Source organism: Paenibacillus sp. FSL W8-0186 (genome assembly GCF_037969765.1).
In the GTDB taxonomy this organism is placed as follows: Bacteria; Bacillota; Bacilli; order Paenibacillales; family Paenibacillaceae; genus Fontibacillus; species Fontibacillus woosongensis.
This window is the reverse complement of record NZ_CP150207.1, coordinates 2,208,542-2,226,029: the sequence shown is the minus strand read 5'-3', so window position 1 is coordinate 2,226,029 and position 17,488 is coordinate 2,208,542. Positions and strand designations below refer to the sequence as shown.

The following is a 17,488-nucleotide window of genomic DNA, read 5'->3' as shown; positions in this document are numbered from 1 at the left end:
AACCCCCTGATTACTTTCAATTCACAATGTGCTGCGCGCCTCTGGAGACTAATACACATAAAAAGACCCATCCTTCACCCCTAGAGGAAGATAGCCCAGGCTCAATAATTCAAAAAGCTTAGCAATGGGACTAGGGCGATCACATACAGCACTGCATGAAATGTGAAGGCAGGTGATATACAATACTGCGGCTACAACATGCGAAATCACTATCTTTCCCTGCTCTTCAAACGCCTTGAATGCCCCATCATATATAGCGTGGAATAAATGCTCCGGCACATCATTCATGATGAACGACACATCCTCTTTTATTCCCTTTGCCTGAGCAGCATCATAGATCTGCTGAGGAATGTCATACAGGTGAGGCCACATGGGATCGTGGACCAGATTATAATCTTGAATGAAACCCGCAATCTCTTGCTTTTCCAACCAGCGAACGGAAACCTCGCCCTCTTCAATCGAAGTAAATAAATCCTGTATAGCCGCTTCTGCCATGAATCTGTTATTCATCGGTGATTCAAACCATTTGTTTTCTACCAGCCTTGAAACGTACTGGTCCAAGTCGCGGCCCTGATCCGTAGATATGATCGATTCCGGCCATTTCCCCACGACACTTCCCATTTAGATCGCCTCCCATAATTTTCACTTATCCTTATAAACAGGTTTTCGCTTCTCAACGAAAGCACGCATGCCTTCTTCGCGGTCAGCTGTCACGAAAGTTTGTTCAAAGCAAGCCGCTTCATGTGTCAGAGCACTGGATAAATCACTATTCACTCCAATACTCATCGCCGTCTTCATCATCCGCATAGCTACTCCAGGCTTATTGGCCAGCTTGTTCGCCCAATCCATGCAGATGTCAAGCAGCTCCTTCCACTCTGCCACTTTATTTACCAAACCAATTGAAAATGCTTCCTCTGCGTTGATGATATCTCCAAAATATAAAAGCTCCTTGGCTCTTGATGGACCAATCAAACGCGGTAATCGCTGTGTTCCGCCACCTCCCGGAATGGTCGCTAGGTTTATTTCCGGCAATGCAATCTTGGCATTGTCCGAACAAATTCTAAAGTCACAGCATAATGTCAGTTCCAGGCCGCCGCCCAATGCAAGCCCATTGATGCCTGCAATGACCGGAATCGATAGATTTTCCAGCTTATCAAAGGCCTTGCGAGAGGTTTGATTCATCTTTTTGATTTCTTCAGCATCCAAGTTCGCCATTTCTGATATGTCTGCCCCCGCCGCAAAGGCACGTTCCCCTTTTCCAGTCACAATCAATACCTTAATTGAAGAATCATTCTCAATGTTGACCAGGATGCGGTACAATTCTTCAAACGATGTATAGTTTAAAGCATTCACGGGCGGTCGATCCAAGTAAATGACAGCAACCTTATCGACAATCTTTAACTCAAGCGTTTCAAACTCCAAGGCTTCTAGTTCATGATTCATAGCATGATTATTCGCAACCATATTAGCGCCTCCAGTTCTTGACACACCAAAGATAGATATTGTAATTATAAAACCTCTTAGAACAAGCTAGAACATCCACGGTGAATGAAATAAGAGTGTTCTTTTTATCCATCATATAGGGCAACCGGACTTTGCATAAAAATGGAGAAGCCCGATCATGTAGGGCTCCTCCAAAGAAAATCAGCTTTCCTCATTAAATAAGTCATATAGTTTGTATGCCAGCATTAAATTAAAACGCTGTTCTGCATGATCTATATTAATCCCGACAATTTCCCGAATTCGTTCCAACCTATACTTTAATGAACTGCGGTGGATAAACAAAAGGTTCGCCGCGTCTTTGATATTCCCGTTCGTCTGCAAATAGACTCTCAATGTATCGAATAAATCTCGATTTTTACCATTCCCATATTCAAGCAGCGGGTTTAGATATGTTTTCAAGAACAGCGGAACAACCATCGGATCACCCAAATGATACAGCACGGTATAGGATCCCAGCTCATCGAAGCGCATATAACCCTTCTCAGCAAATCGACTGTACAGAATCACAAGCGTCTTTTGGGCTTGTTTGTAGCACAAATAGTAATCCTCAATTTGGTTAGCTTCCTGACTGATACCTATATGTACGGATAGATGCTGCTCCTCGGAGCTAACCATCTTTTTCACACGCTCATAAAAGCGTTTCCAAAATTCGTTAGCAGCGAAGATCTCTTTTGGGACGATCACCATATAGTATCCATCTTTACGAGTAAAAATAATTCCCGGATACATCCGAGTCATATAGTCACGTATGCGTTCCCATACCCAAGTCTTCTTTGCGTCTTCCTCCAGAAGGTTCGTGTTGTGCTCCTCATTTGATTTGAAATCAAATTCAAATGAGAACAAACCAATACAATGCGGCTCATTGATGTTCCAATTTAGAAGGTTCGTGTACTCGAGTATTTTCTTGCGATCTTGTATTTTCTCAACAAATAATTGATTAAAAAAACTATCCCGTACTTGTTCACGCACATCAAGAACCAGTTTCTGTTTGATAAACTGAACCGCACACACGTTAAGGGCGTGATTCAATGACATTCTAAGGACAATATCCATGTGACTCTTAGGAATTAAAAGCCCTAAATATCCCAGCGTATCGCTGCCGCTGGCCACTCTCCATAGGCCTAGCTCTAAATGGCCATCAGCAGTAAACCACTGTTCCACTTGTCCAGCTTTTAATATGGCCTTCTTCTCCCTGCCAATTAAGTCCAGCACATCCTCCATACGCATTTCATCATGCTCCTTGAACTTATGAGAAGTTAAATGGAGAAAGCGGTCGAGCATCACAACCGAACAGTTAATCATGTCGGACAAGAAGTTGGAAATTCCAGCGAAACCTTCATCATCTATCGTTTGTTTGACTAACTCCTGCTGGTGCTGCATATAGGTTTGCAGCCTGTTTTGTCGGTCCACTTCACTCATGTACAGCCTTGCATTTTCGATTAGGGTTGATACATGTGACGCGAGAAATTGGAGCAGTTCCAAATCTTCATTTGTGAAATAACCCTGAAGCTTCTCATTGACATGAAGTACACCAATCAGCTTTAAATTCACCATGAGAGGGATCGTCATCTCCGAGGCCCCGCTTTTCTCCAAGTAAGGGAAAAAGGGCTTCAAATCATATACATCCAGCATATCGATTTTTCGCGGCGGTTTAGTTCCGCCATAACTCGGAGGCTGCAGAAGTAAATTATTAGTATGTTCATCATACAAATAAACAAAGGCTTCTTTGGCATTCGTACCTTTACCTGCACGCTCTACAATATTCTCTACGATCTGTTCAATAGAGGACCCTCCGAGATAATTATTCTCTTTTAGCCAGGCCAAGCCTTCTATTTTCTTGTTTTCATTCTCTCTTTGCTGAGCTAGCTGCAAGGAAGTCGCAATATCCTTACCGTACTCTTCAAACAGCTTCTCTGCTCCAATCACGAGCGGAACAAACGAACGAAAACCGATGACACAAAACCCTAAGCTGCTGTCCTCCTCCAGCCTGATGGGGATTGTAAACCAGGTTTGAAATCGTTCTTCTTCCAAGCCTGTGAGGATGGGACATTGTTCTTTGTTGTCCAGGACATCAAATAACGAGCTAATGGGCTCCAGCAATAATCGAGGATGACAACGTTTGGCATTCAAGGGAAAATCGGCTTCAAATCGAGCAGCATCTCCCTTATTGGCTTTTAGCCTCAACATATCATTTTCCAAGTAAATAATGGACATGTAGTCGCAAGCATACTGTTGATGAAAAGAATCGATTAAATAGTGCAGCGTTTCATCTAAGGTGTCAAATTGAACCATGCGTCGTGCGGTTTTTCGTAAATGCCCATCAATCTTATCCATAATATGCTTGTTCTTTTGTACATCCATCATGCCGCTCCCTCCCCATCCCATAGAAATATTCCATCACCGTAATAGAATAATCCTAATGTTTTTGGACAGCGCTTACAAAACTTTATTATAAAATAGAATCGCTTGGCGCAGATGACAACGTTTAGGTATTATGATCATTCGAATTACCTTTATTTTAATCTATTATAAATCGAAAATCACGTTAAAATTATATGCACTATGCACTAATTAATTATGTCTCTTTCCTGCACTGTAAACTAAATATAGACTGGATCGAGCTTTTCAACAGAACAAAACAACCTAGCGAGCTAGATTAGCTCCGCTAGGTTGTGACTTATAGATTAAATTAAATGACGCTGGTTGCAGAATTGCATGATGTCCTCTACGATTTCAAGGCGAAACTCCGGTCCTAAATTCCCATGGTTTGCATCAGAGTATAAGACTAGCTTGGAGTGCTTCACCGCCTTGCAAGACCTTACCATGTCTTCCGGGGTACTAATATCGTCCATCATTCCGCCGATCATCAGAGTAGGAATCTCGATATTTCCCAGAATTTCAATCAACGCTTCTTCGGTTTTTACCTTTGGAAATGGCTTTCTAGGATTAAGAATCGCAGCCTCCTTCGGCATGTTGATCCAAAAATTTCTGTACTGCTCTGCTGCAGCCCATGCTAAATGCTTCGTTTCCTCGTCATCAGCCCGCTCTGCTATTCGTCTAAACATCTCTGTGTTTCCAGCCGTCATCTTCTCAGCGTATGGCCTCCATGTTTCCCGACTTTCCGCCGCCATGATCGTATTCATCCGCGCAGAGCCTGTCTCCTGACCGTCTCTCTTATGGGGTCCGCCTACAATCGGGAAGAACGCACGAAGCCGTTCAGGATGATTCATACAAAGGTGCCACCCAATACCCGCGCCGTGGGAATAGCCCGTATAGAAAAAAGACTGGATTCCCATGAAATCCGCAAAATCGCAAACGTCCTGCGCCCACACATCATACCAGGCCTCCCCCAAATCCTCATGAACTGGCGTGGAGGGGGCATATCCCCGTATTTGGATGTTGAATACATGAAAACCCTGCTTTGCAAGATCAATCGTGTAATGCAGTTTATTGTTTGTGTATTGCTGTGCTTGAATTAAATATCTGTCTCCTGAACCAAACTCATCATAATATAACTCAACATCTTTTAATTTAATGATTGGCATATGTTCAAGCCTCCTCTAGCCAGACAAATTTCCTCTGTAACAGCGGGACCTCGGAGTCAATCGTTGCAGCACTTCACTTTCCAGCGCATGACCGGTCCTCACTTAAATCACACCGGCCTGCTTAAGCGCCTCTAAATCCTCTTCTCCCAGACCAAGCAGCTCTTTATATACTTCCTTGTTGTCCTGACCAAGCAGTGGTGCCGGCTTCACTTCTAGTGGAGATGCCGAGAGCTTCATGGAGTTGCCCGGGATCACAAGTTTGCCGCGAACGGGATGGTCAATCTCAACCATCGTACCGCGCTTGCGAAGATATTCATCGTTAGTAATATCAACGGTGGATAGAATGGCTGAGATGGGCACATCCGCTTTGCCTATAATATCCATAGCTTCGTGTTTCGTATATTGCATGGTCCACTCGCTGATCATAGCGTCTATTTCCTCTTTATGCTCATACCTGGATTCCGGAGTAGCAAATCTAGGATCATCCATCATGTCTTCCCGACCAATGACCTTTAGCAAGCGCTTCCACTGCGGGCTGCTAGGAACACGAGAGGTGTAAATAAATACATAGTCATTAGGGCCTCCAGGCTTACAAGGATACACATTGCATGGCGCTACAGCTGCCATAGGCATTTCATTGCCCACTCTGGGAGTTTCCTTCCCGCCTGTCATGAACTGGCGCCCCCAGGCAGAACGGCTGAAATTGATCATGACATCCTGCATAGCTACTTCTACCTTTTGGCCTTCACCTGTCATTGTGCGTTGATAAAGTGCGCCAAGAATGGCAATAGCACAGTGGTAGCCTGCTCCGCTGTCCGCAAAATTAACACCTGCATGCATCGGCGGTCCGTCTTTTTCACCTGTCACACTCATCACCACACCGGCGGCCTGCCCGATGGCATCAAATGCTGGAAAATTGGCGTAAGGACCATCCGCCCCAAAGCCTTTAATTTGTGCATAAATCATTCTCGAATTCAGCTCGCGGACGGTTTCGTAATCAAAGCCTAATCGTTCAATAACACCCGGCGAAAAATTCTCAACCATGACATCCGCTTTTTCAATCATTTTGTAGACCAGCTCTTTGCCCTCTGGCTTCTTCACATCCACAGTGATCGATTTCTTATTTGAATTTAATATAATAAAACCGTAGGAGTCTGCCCCTTTTTGATCTGCCGAGGCACCTCGCCCCTGTTCTCCCGTGCCAGGACGCTCGAGCTTGATGACGTTGGCGCCCAGCCACGCTAAGGTTTGAGTACAGACCGTTCCGGCTTCAAATTGTGTAAAATCAAGCACGGTTACGCCTTCTAACGCTGATTTACTCAATATCCTAACCCCCTGTTCATCATGATCATGCCCTAACCTTTACTCGTTCCTCCAGAAATTGCTCAAGCTCCTTGATCATAGCCGAGTCATCCCATGAACGCGCATCAACCGGGTCAGCCCGCAGCTGAAGAACAGGAATGCCTGCAGCTTCAAACGCCTTTTTAATAAAATAAGTTCCTCCAGCTCCCTGTGTGCAGCTGTCTGAAATGAGATGAACCACACCATCAATCTGATTCAGCTTGGCTTCCTTCACATACCAATCGCTATTCCAAGGCGGCATATGCAGCATGTCTTCCATGCCCACAAAACGGCTGGCCAAGGTACGAAGAGAATCCTCACCATATCTCGCGTAAGCATCGGCTGCAAGTCCAAGATAGATGGACCAAATGAAAGATGCCCCATATTTCTCCTCGAAGTGCTGATAAAATCCGAGATTGAACCATAAGCCGCGTCCCACCCAAGCCAAGCGAATTCTCTCGTTCGGGTTAGCCGCCTCCTTGCGCTCTACCAAATCACTGACTTCCTCGTAAAGCGAGCGTGCGATATCCACAGCCCACTCGGTACCTCGCTGCCATTGAGGCACCATTACGGTTTGTACGGTGTCCGTGATACTGACTGGAGCCGGAATGGTTCGCGCTATAAGATCACGCGTTTTCTTGTTGTATTCCGCCTGTTCATTCACTAATTTCATGACCTCTTTAAAACGGCTTTCACTGAAGGTTTTGCCCGTGTTCGTTTCCAGAAAGCGAATCAATCCTTTAAAGTCCTCCACCATTAAATCTAAACGATGGGGTTCGAACAGTTCATCCCAGTTTCTTCTCGCCTTGGTCCACCATTCGTCCGGGATCTGCAAAGGAACCGTATTCTCCAAAGGATAGAAGGGCACGCCGTATTCCTGGGCCAGCAGTTCAAATATTTTTGCCTGGGAATCGCAAGTCAATCGAGTTATAGCTACCGTAGGTTTAGGCAGTCCGCCCCAAGGGCCTTTTTCCGGCTCCGGATCAATGGCTGCAGCTAGTGCTAGCGAACAATAGCGGCACAAATCCTGACGGTAACCGCACTCATTCAACAAATTAAGATAGTACGGGGCCATTTGCTTTGCTGAGCAGACAGCGGACCACCACTGATTGACAACATAGGGAATATCCATCGCTCGAAGAATTTCCTGAGGGACATCCGCATTGACGATAGCCAGCGGTTCGCCGGATTCCACTCTCTCCTTCAACCCCATAAACCATTCTTTCTGATACGCTGTGGCTCTAGCGGCTGTTTTTAACTTTTTAACACTCGCGCGGGAGCCGGATGCTGGTGCGGCAGTGTTCGCTTGTTCAGTCATCTTAAGAACGTCCCCCCTTCTTGACGGCAGATATGAATTGAGTTATTTTCCTCTTTGTTTCCTCCGGAACCGGACCATAGGGCTGATCCTCCAGCATCAGCACGGAGATCCCTTTTGCCTCCAATGCTTTGCGCTGGGAGGGATAATCCCAGGAGATCGCGTCATGTTTCTCGTGGACATAAAACACAACAGCTTCGGCTTTCGACTGCTCCACTGCATTCGTTAGATCCTTCACTCGCCGGGATACCGTCGCTTGGCCGGACACGGGAGGTCTTAAATGATAGCGGTCAACAATACCGTCAATGGGATTAACACTCTCATCCACGAGATCCTTCACATGGCGAAAACCCATCTCATGGTCCTCGCCTGCGACTAGTCCCCCACAAGCTTCAATCACCTCATATAGAAACGTGTGATCCTGAGGGCTTCCTGTTACAAACACGGGAACACCCGCCAGTTCACTTCCGGACCTGGCTTCTTCCAGGAATTCAGCGAGTAATTCATTACAAAGCTGTCTTGGCATCACCATCGATGCACCGATCAGCTTCAGCATTTGCGTTCCGCTGACCTTCGGGGCTGTTGGCTGCCTGAGCTCGTTGAGTTCATGCAGCAGCCTTCTAGTCCGGTTACAAACCGATACAGCCTCCTGAAGCGCTTGCGTATTGATTTCTTTACCTGACCAGCCCTCGACCTCCCGGATCAAAGCGCGTAATCGGTCCCGGTTATACATCCCGCTCATTCTAAAGGGGGTATGTAGAAAATCGAAAAAGTAAAGCGGCGGCACCGGCATGTGAGGTTCCATTTTTCTAATGGCCCTTAAATAATAATAGGATCGAATCACTGCGTCGGAAGAATTCGATATGACTATACGATCCAAAAATGTGCAGCTGCCATTTACAATTTGTTCAAACTGAGAAACCGTAAGCGGATCAAAGCCTTTCTCCAAATATTGTTCTGCCAGCGGAGAGTTAGCCTCTGGATTGCCGAACACTTGAACCGGCAAAATACCTCCCGCTATTAGAACTTCCTCGGGTACATCCGAACCTATACAACCGACGGCAAGCCGGCCTTGTTTTTTCCACTCAATAACGGTTTCTTTGCTGTGCCGATAAGCTTGTTCTATCGTTTCATACGCACGTGACTTTATGGCCACATAGACGCCTCCTAACCTGTTGTTGTGATGTTTATATGCTTACGGAATCACTGGAAGTTCAATATGAGATGGATAATTGGAGTCATGATAAATCGTTTGTTCTGCCACCACACCGACCGCATCTTCTCCGATCGAATGTCCCGTGTTCATGTTTCGATCAAATAAGGGAAAATTGCTGCTCGAGACATGAATCCGAATACGATGTCCCTTGCGAAACACATGACTGGTATTGCCCAAATTAATCGTGTATTTAATGACAGCACCAGGCTCAATTGGTATTTCCTCATAATTCCAATCTCTGTACTTTGCTCGCTGGATTCCTTCAGCAATGAGCAGAGAGCGGCCATCTGGCTGAACATCCGTCAGCTTTGCCGTAAAGTCTGTATCTTTGGCCGTAGTACTTGCATATAAAATCATTTGTAGCGGGCCTGTGACTTCAAGATCCTCACGCAACTCGGACGTGCTGTAACAAAGGATGTCCTCCCTTCGCTCGATAACCGTTTGATCTACCGGGCCTGGCACCATGCCTCCCATGGCTAACAGTTTTCCACCTACCGTTGGTACCGGCAGAAGCGGGTTATAGAAAAAAGTATCTGCGGGCTCGATCGAAGGTGCCTCACGACTCAACACGCCATCACCCTGGCTGGTGTTTGCTCTCCCGCTGCTGTGAAAGTACAAGGATTGCCACTGCGTTTCCGGCAGCGGCCAAGAGTCTGCTGTTCTCCACTCATTCCGTCCCATCACAAAATAACGCACAGCAGGAATGTCCACCTCTTGTTCCAGGAGGTATCGGTCATAAAATTGAATGATATGCCGCCTTAGTTCCGACTCATTCGCTGAGGTGGGGCCAAATTCCATATTGCCTAAAAATGAGCGCACGCTCCCGTGATCCCACGGCCCGATCATCAGGTGCTGAGAGGTTTTGGCGCGTTCCGAGCCGCCAAACTCCTTAACCTTCAAATAGTTATTCACAATCGCCTGCTCCAGCTGGTCAAACCATCCGCCAATATGCATCCCAGGGATACGAATGTTCTCATACCGCTTCCGCTGCAAAATCTCTTCCTTTGTCGGCGGATGAAGGCGCTGCTCAAGCATGAGCCGAATGGGTTCAAATTGGGCAAGCGGAATTTCCTTAAAGGGCAAATAGTTAATCACCCAGTAGGGGTCCCGCAGGGCATGATCAAGATGTTGTCGAAGCTCTGTGACATTTTCACCCTGCTGCTCTAATTTATCTACCAGATCTGCAGCGGTTAATGGCAATGCGTTGGCTGCGGAGTAGAAGGAAACTGCACCGGTTTCTGGCGGCGGCGCTATATTCGTGCCAATGTCTCCAATATACGGTGAGAACGCTTTTAGATGGGGTGGACTTGCCATCGCTGTAATCCACTGCATGGCCGTTAAGTAAGAGCCTCCGGCCAGCCCCACCTGCCCGCTGCTCCATGGCTGAACCGCGATTTGCTCTACCGTATCATATCCATCCAAAGCTTCCACCTCGAACATGCGATGACGCTCCCAAACTCCATCTGAAGCATACCTGCCTCGAATGTCTTGAACGACTACGGCGTACCCCGCTTGCGCCATTGCCAGCGGATTAACTAATCCTTGGTTAAACCCGGTTTTATTATATGGCGTTCTAACTAGAATGACAGGAAATCTGCCTGCACCCTCTGGCTTGTACACATCCGCTCTTAATAGCGTGCCATCCCTCATTTCGAACGGAACATCGGTTTTAATCTGAATGGATCCATGCACAGTCATTTCCACTCCCATGTATGAAAATTATATTCCAACGAAACCGCTTACAATTAATTCTAAGGGGGGATCATGGCGAAGTAAACGTTTACAGGGGACTAAAAGAGGTAATGTCTTCCCTGCACGATGCACTAACTTTTTTCGTCCACATAAGAAGCCTCGATCTGCCGAAGAGGCAAATCGAGGCTAGATTTACAGTGATTATTTTTCGATCTTTGCGTCTTCAGGTCTGAAAAACGTCATGTAAGTCTCATTGATGCCGGTATCTTTGACATACGGCTTGAATATGGCCGGGGATGTTGTCACGTATTGCGGATAAGCCAAGGCATACTCATCATAGGCCAGTTTTTGAAGCTCGTGACTGATTTTAATTTTGGTATCTTGGTCGGGAGCCGTTCTCGCCTCCTGAAGCAGCCTTGTTACATCTTCTGGTTGGTAGACATTATTGGCGTATAAAGGACCGCCTGGCGCAAAATTTCTTGACATATAAAGGGCTAAGTCTGCATCACCTCTAAAGTTGTAGGTAATAATCCCTTCCCAATTGGCTTCTGCCCCGGTCAGATCCTTATATTTGCCGAATTCGACCATTTCAATTTGTGCATCAATGCCAACCTCCTTGAGATAGGCCTGCACGGCAGTTAAGCGATCACTATCGCCTGAACCGCCTATTAATTTGGTTTTAAACCCATTTGGATATCCCGCTTCTTCCAATAGCTGTTTTGCTTTCTCTGGATTGTAAGGCTGGCCTTCCACCTCTGGATTGTAGGACCATGACGTGGATAATCCCCATTGATTTGTATTCAGCACGGTATCGCCAAAAAGTGATTTTGTAATAGCTTCAGAGTCTATTGCATGCCCCATCGCCTTACGTACTCTGACATCGGCAAAAGGAGATTTCGGATTCGCACTGTCTGTGATAAATCCACTGGCGCCTGCACCTAAACCTGATTCAAGTCTAACGATTACCGCTTCTTTTTCCAGTTCCCTCACCGTGTTGGACGGAGCTAGCAGCAATCCGTCTACATCCCCTGTTTGGAAAGTAGCCGATGCAATCATCGGATCTTTAATAATATGGAATTCTAACCCATCTAAGTATGGTTTTCCTGCCTGCCAATATTCTTCGTTCTTCTTATATTTAATTACAACATCTTGTTCGAAGCTATCCATGACGAAAGGCCCTGTACCTACCGGCTGTTTCGAAAAAGCGTCCTTTCCTAACTTCTCAAAGGAAGTTGGAGACATGATCCACAAGAAGTTCGTTACGGTCTCAATCATCGTGCTGTCCCAGCTTTTGAGATTTAATTTTACAGTATGTTCATCGATGACTTCTGCGGAAGCCAGGTTGCTGAATTCACGCTTCTCCACGGCAAGCAGCTGGTCCAAATTCCACTTCACAGCTTCCGCATTAAAATCGGTACCGTCATGGAATTTAACGCCTTGCTGTAATGTGTAAGTAATCGCCTTTCCTTCCACATCCTGCTCCCACTTTTCTGCAAGCCATGGCACAAAGTTACCGCTGCTGTCAAAGCGCGTCAGGGTCTCAAGAGCTGCACCTCCAACGATGACTTCTTCAATGGTTCTGGCTTGGGGCATATTCCCTATATTCACGGGTCCATTACTAAAAGCTAATCTCAGCACGCCGCCGCTTCCTGCAGACGGATTCCCGGAAGCTTCATTCTCTGTTTTCTTGGAATTACCTGTATTACCGTTGTTGGCAGATCCGCTTTGTTTACTGCCGCATCCTGCTAGAACGAGTACAACGGATAAGCATATGACCATGGTTAAATGCAATTTTTTCCTAAAGACTGACATTTTCATCCCCCTTATTTCCCATTATTCAGGTAACTTTGATACGTTTATAATATAAAGCAGCGACCTATTCACATCCCCCTTTGGAATCGCTTCCAAATTGATATTTGTTCTAGAGTGACATTTCTCACTTAATGCAATTTTAAGAAAAAACCTCGCAGCATTCATACGTGCATGGTATACTAATTTCATTTTTATTTTTACACCACGATGAACGATTTTATTTTCCGCTAGGCAGCGCTACAATCTCATTTCCGTCCCATTCATACGATGTATTTAAGCCGGCCGCTTCCGTTATTTTTCTTAAGTATTCGAACATTTCTTGGCCTTTTTGAGTTTGGCCTACCAGCTCAGGCTGACCAGTCTTGTTGACATAACAAGGAATGACAGCAGTGCGTATAAGCCCGGACGCATCGATTGTGCATTTGGCAAACATCGTGAATTTGGCTTCAGGATGAAAGGGATAGTTCTTATATTCCTTGTCAGGCTCAAATCCAAACAGCGCCTTTCTTCGCTCGGCCCAGTTATCAGGCAGCGGGCCCGTATGGAGTGCTTCCATCGGCAGATAAACAAAGCCATTGCACAACCCATGATAAATGGGCTTGCCTTTATACCATTCCACACCTTTTAATATATGGGAGTGATGCGAAATGATCAGATCCGCGCCAGCATCAATCGCTTCGTAGGAAACTTGATATTCATAATCGACCAGCTTCGCCGGCGTGTGAACCAGACCTTTATGAAGCGCAACCACCACAAAATCACACTCTCCCTTGAGCTTGTCGATATCTTCCTTCATCCAGCCCATGGTTTTGGGCTCGGCATAGGTGTGAACCTTCGGCGGACCGCCAGGATTGGCGTGATCAAGCTCATAATGAGTAACAATATGAATATAGGCATTGCCGGCTCGCTCTTGGCCAGCCCACGTCTCTTGTGGACCTACACAATTATAGTTTAGAAAACCTACGCGAAGCTGCTTTCGTTCCAGTACGGCAGGCCTTCGCGATTCGGCTAGATTCATCCCTGCGCCAACATAATGAATGTGATGTGCATCCAGCCACTGGATGGTGTCTTCAATGCCTTCCTTTCCATAATCCATCAGATGATTGCCCGCTAAGGTCAGCACATCGAATCCGGCATCCGCGATAGGCTTGAGATTCTGCGGCGTCCTGCCCAAGGCAGCAGCATGTGCAGCTCTATCCGTATGCGTGACCTCTAACTGACCTACTGTAATGTCTGCAGCCTGAAGCAGCGGACGTGCATGATCGAATAAATACTCGCAGTCTTTTCCCAGAATGATATCGCCTGTAGCTATAATATCAATCGTTTGATTATCCATTGGCTTGAATTCCTTTCTTCTCTGTCGATTTTCTGCCGGCCATGATAAATAGGAGCAGCGCTATAGTCAGCGGTACAACGGTTAATAGATACATCATGGAATAACCTACATAACTGGCTGCGATCCCTCCAAGCATCGGCCCCAAGCCGGCTGCCAAATCGAGCCCCAAATAAAATGTGCTGATCGCCGCACCGCGGCGCTGTGGTGGAGCTTTATGAACAGCCATGGAATTCAGAGTGCTTTGAGTAGCCCCACTGCCGATCCCTAATACAAAGGCTGACATCAGAAACATCAGCAAAGAGTCCGCGAAGAAAAGCAGTAACATGGACAGCATCTGAATAATAATGCCTGGTATGATCGCATATCCAAAGCCTTTTCGATCAGCCAGCCGGCCGGCGGCAGGTCTGGACAAGACTAGAACGAGTGCAAACACAGTGAAAAACAAACCAATATGTTCGACCCGGCGCTCCAGGCCATAAACGGCTATAAAACCGGAGGTGACACCAAAAGTCATGCCAGAGAAACAGCCTACCACGGCGGGTTTGACAGCTGCCCGTTCAATCAGATGAATTCCACCCTTCAGCGCCTCCACAACACGGATATCATCTATCCGCTTCTCATAGCGAACCAGCAAGGCCAGAAGGCTGCCGATTGCACACATCCCTGCAGCGGTGAAGAACATGACGTTAAAATCCCACTTGTTGATAAGATACAGACCCAGACTTGGCGCTATAGCCATGGAGGCAACCGTGCCTAAACCAAAATACCCAATGCCTTCGGTCATTCTATTTTTCGGAATAAAATCAACTGCAATCGTGTTCGCTGCGGTTGTAACAATGCCGATCCCAATCCCATGCAGCAGCCTAAGTAATGAAAGCAATAGAGCTGAGCTGGCGAAAGCATATAATATAATTGCCACAATGGAGATCAATTGTCCTGCCAGATACGTATCCCTTCGATGACCCGAATCTAGTACTTTTCCGGCAAAAGGCCTTGATATCATAGCAGTCACTACAAAGATCCCCGTAACAATGCCTGCAATATCTTGTGCATACCCTAACTGCTTAAGGTAAATCGGAAAAATAGGGGTCATGCTTAAATAGCTATTCACCACAAAACAATTGGCAAGCATGATGAATATGAAATTTGCGTTCCATATACGCCTTGGTCCGCTTGCTGCCAGATCGGATTCATTCATTATAAAACCCCTCTATCCATTAAATCTTGACTAACATCCTTGACTTGTTCGAGGTTCATAACACGCTCGACGAGCTGGTCGATGTGTTCATCAGATAGCGGCCTCTCGGCATACCTTGCACAATCCCGAAATTTAGTCAGCAGCATCTGCTCGCTCATGGGCTGCTCAGGATGTCCAAATGGTTTGTCAACCTTTACGTAAAATGCTCCCCGACCGGTTATTACTTTCAATGCACCGCCTACCGCTTCAGCACGAGCTGCTGCATGATCAATCTGATATCCCACTTTGTCCGCCAGCTTCAAGACCTGCTCGTTTTGTAATGCTTCAGCAGCGAAATGATCCAATCCTACATTCCCGTAATGCAAAGCTGTTGCTGTAACAAAGGGAAGGCTGAATTTCGCGTCAATCGCTGTGGCAGGCCGGCGCTTGGACTGTGCTGGCTCACATAACATTTGAAACACAGGGTTTACAATCACTTCTACAGCTGTAATCTCCTCCGGCTTAATCATATATTCGTTCCGAATTCGCATGGCTGCTTCAATGAAAGCGTGTGTTCCTCCACAGCTGGGCCAAGGCTTAAAAGACACGTTAGCACCCTCAAAAACGGACCCGAGATTCTCTACTAATCGCAGCAGGTTGTATCTTCCTCCAGCAAAAGCATGAAAAAATCCCATTCTCCCTTCGAAAGGTTCCGTAAAACCGCTTATCCCCTCTACAGCCAGCATGGAGGACATAACTCCGGCTTTAGCCGAAAATGCGTCACGTACGGATCGAATTAGGGATTGAGAGTTGTTAACCAACTCTGCACTGCAGGTTGACTGACTAAGCACAAGTGAGAAGGCGTCTAGATACTGCTGCTCGTTCAAGGAGAGCAGTTTGCCCGCTGAAGCTGCTGCACCAAATGCACCCAAGATCGGCGGCATATACCATCCCGTTTCCAGCAAGCTGTGTTCGATCGCTAACCCTAGACGACAGGTCAGATCATTCCCCAAAGCTACCGCGGTAATGAGTTCCTTCCCGCTGATCTGCCCTGCAGCTTCTGCCACTGCAATAGCTGCCGGTATCGTGGCCGCGCTGGCATGCACCAGAGCCTCGTCATGTCCTTCCTCGAAATCCATCGCATGCGCCATAGCCCCGTTTACAAAAGCGGCTTGCAGTGCAGGAACTTTCATTCGATAACCAATCATAGTGCTTTGGCGGGGCCCCCCGCTTTGAACGGCTAACTTCACAAAAGCTGAACAGCCTTCGCCTAATGTATTTGCTGCCAAGATAACACCCAGGGTATCTAATATTGTTCTCTTAGTCATCTCTACTGTGCAAGGAGATAAATCTTCGTAGCGGACGCTTGAAATATGCTTAGCTAATTCTCCTGATAGGCTCACTCGACTAGCTCTCCTTGCAGCAAAACTTCATTGCCTTGAACAGACACATTCAGCATCAAGCCTTGATCCTCCGAAATATGCTTAAGATAAGACAGAACCTCATCAAATCTTTGATCTTCCGCCGACAAGATATGTGGATCCGAATATTCATCGATCATAACAGGCAGAAAGGCAACCTGCTCTATACCCTTTGGACTGATAAGGCATTTTACCATAATTGATTTTAAAGAATCCTTGGGTAATGTTCTGCTCCCTTGTTTGAAATCAGGATGAAGTGCTGCAATCTCTTTGTGCGACTCTTTTTGCTCCAAATTTTCTGCGAATGTGAAGGGCGATTCTAACGCAAAATTAGCAAGACTGTAAAAGATGGCCTTTCCTTTGTACATTTCAATTCCCTTTAGAATATGAGGGTGATGTCCCAAAATCAGATCGGCACCCGCATCGATCGCAGCGTAAGCCAATTCCTTCTGATAATCGGCTATAACAGCGGGTACAAAATGAATGCCCCAATGCATAGAAACAACTACAACATCAGAACGCTTCTTCGCTTGTTGAATGTCCTCCAGCATGCCCTTCATATCTCCCGAATGCGCATAGGTATGCACTCTGCAGGGCGTGCCTGGTTGATCATGCTCAATTTGTTCATACAACGTATGAGCACGAAGTGGAGCACATCCCGGGCGGTCTGATTCGGCCCAGTATCCTTGTGGCAGAATAGAATTATAGGCCAGAAATGCAACTCGAGTCCCCTTGACCCGCATGATCGCAGGTGCTCTTGCTTCATCAATATGGCGGCCTGCTCCGATCACCTGAAGCTGCTGCGCTTTCAAGGCATCAAGTGTGTCCTGAAAGGCTTCGATCCCCCAATCCATACAATGGTTGCTGGCAAAAGAGACGACATGAAAGCCAGCCTCACGGATCGCTTCAGCCGAAGAGGGGTCAGCCCGCATGGACAATCGAGCCTGAGGCAGCGGAGAGCCTCTTCGGGAGAGCGCTGGCTCAAGCTGACAAAAGGCAAGATCGCCTTGTTGAATGAAAGGCGCCGTATATTGAAATATGGAAGATGGCTTCTCTCGATTAGGTCCCACATCGCCAACAGCATAGAATTCCAATAAATCTGTCATTCGTTCTCCCCCTTGCATATCACT

Annotated in this window: 13 protein-coding genes; all 13 read right to left on the bottom strand. The window is 46.6% G+C overall.

Going from position 1 to position 17,488, the window contains the following annotated elements; genetic code table 11:
* Nucleotides 1–48: 48 nt before the first annotated feature.
* The 13 genes from MKX50_RS09895 to MKX50_RS09835 all read right to left on the bottom strand — a co-directional run bounded on the left by MKX50_RS09895 (nt 49) and on the right by MKX50_RS09835 (nt 17,464).
* On the bottom strand, nt 49–621 hold the full coding sequence (locus MKX50_RS09895) for a hypothetical protein (protein ID WP_339159439.1): 573 nt from the start codon (nt 619–621) through the stop codon (nt 49–51).
* Nucleotides 622–642: 21 nt separating this feature from the next.
* Nucleotides 643–1,422: an enoyl-CoA hydratase-related protein gene (locus MKX50_RS09890; protein ID WP_339160071.1), complete on the bottom strand. Its 780-nt coding sequence runs from the start codon at nt 1,420–1,422 to the stop codon at nt 643–645.
* A 222-nt stretch (nt 1,423–1,644) separates the two neighbouring features.
* Entirely contained in the window at nt 1,645–3,867 is a 2,223-nt protein-coding gene (locus MKX50_RS09885; protein ID WP_339159437.1) for a helix-turn-helix domain-containing protein, read from the bottom strand.
* Between the two features lie 320 nt (nt 3,868–4,187).
* Nucleotides 4,188–5,048 (bottom strand): alpha/beta fold hydrolase, encoded by an 861-nt coding sequence (locus MKX50_RS09880; protein ID WP_339159435.1) that lies wholly within the window; start codon nt 5,046–5,048, stop codon nt 4,188–4,190.
* Nucleotides 5,049–5,150: 102 nt separating this feature from the next.
* On the bottom strand, nt 5,151–6,371 hold the full coding sequence (locus tag MKX50_RS09875) for a CoA transferase (protein WP_339159433.1): 1,221 nt from the start codon (nt 6,369–6,371) through the stop codon (nt 5,151–5,153).
* Between the two features lie 25 nt (nt 6,372–6,396).
* Nucleotides 6,397–7,707, bottom strand: coding sequence for a 2-hydroxyacyl-CoA dehydratase family protein (locus MKX50_RS09870; protein ID WP_339159431.1), 1,311 nt, complete (start codon nt 7,705–7,707; stop codon nt 6,397–6,399).
* A gap of 1 nt (nt 7,708) precedes the next feature.
* On the bottom strand, nt 7,709–8,860 hold the full coding sequence (locus tag MKX50_RS09865; RefSeq protein ID WP_339159429.1) for a 2-hydroxyacyl-CoA dehydratase family protein: 1,152 nt from the start codon (nt 8,858–8,860) through the stop codon (nt 7,709–7,711).
* A 39-nt stretch (nt 8,861–8,899) separates the two neighbouring features.
* Entirely contained in the window at nt 8,900–10,618 is a 1,719-nt protein-coding gene (locus MKX50_RS09860; RefSeq protein ID WP_339159427.1) for a CocE/NonD family hydrolase, read from the bottom strand.
* A 195-nt stretch (nt 10,619–10,813) separates the two neighbouring features.
* Nucleotides 10,814–12,424, bottom strand: a complete 1,611-nt coding sequence (locus MKX50_RS09855) for an ABC transporter substrate-binding protein (RefSeq protein ID WP_339159424.1) — start codon at nt 12,422–12,424, stop codon at nt 10,814–10,816.
* 217 nt (nt 12,425–12,641) lie between these two features.
* Nucleotides 12,642–13,760 (bottom strand): CapA family protein, encoded by a 1,119-nt coding sequence (locus MKX50_RS09850; RefSeq protein ID WP_339159422.1) that lies wholly within the window; start codon nt 13,758–13,760, stop codon nt 12,642–12,644.
* A complete protein-coding gene (locus tag MKX50_RS09845; protein WP_339159420.1) occupies nt 13,753–14,958 on the bottom strand; it encodes an MFS transporter in 1,206 nt (401 codons plus the stop codon). Before MKX50_RS09845 ends, MKX50_RS09850 begins: the two co-directional genes overlap by 8 nt.
* Nucleotides 14,958–16,340 (bottom strand): MmgE/PrpD family protein, encoded by a 1,383-nt coding sequence (locus MKX50_RS09840; protein ID WP_339159418.1) that lies wholly within the window; start codon nt 16,338–16,340, stop codon nt 14,958–14,960. Before MKX50_RS09840 ends, MKX50_RS09845 begins: the two co-directional genes overlap by 1 nt.
* Nucleotides 16,337–17,464, bottom strand: a complete 1,128-nt coding sequence (locus tag MKX50_RS09835) for a CapA family protein (protein WP_339159416.1) — start codon at nt 17,462–17,464, stop codon at nt 16,337–16,339. The genes MKX50_RS09840 and MKX50_RS09835 overlap by 4 nt, the downstream gene beginning before the upstream one ends.
* Nucleotides 17,465–17,488: the final 24 nt, after the last annotated feature.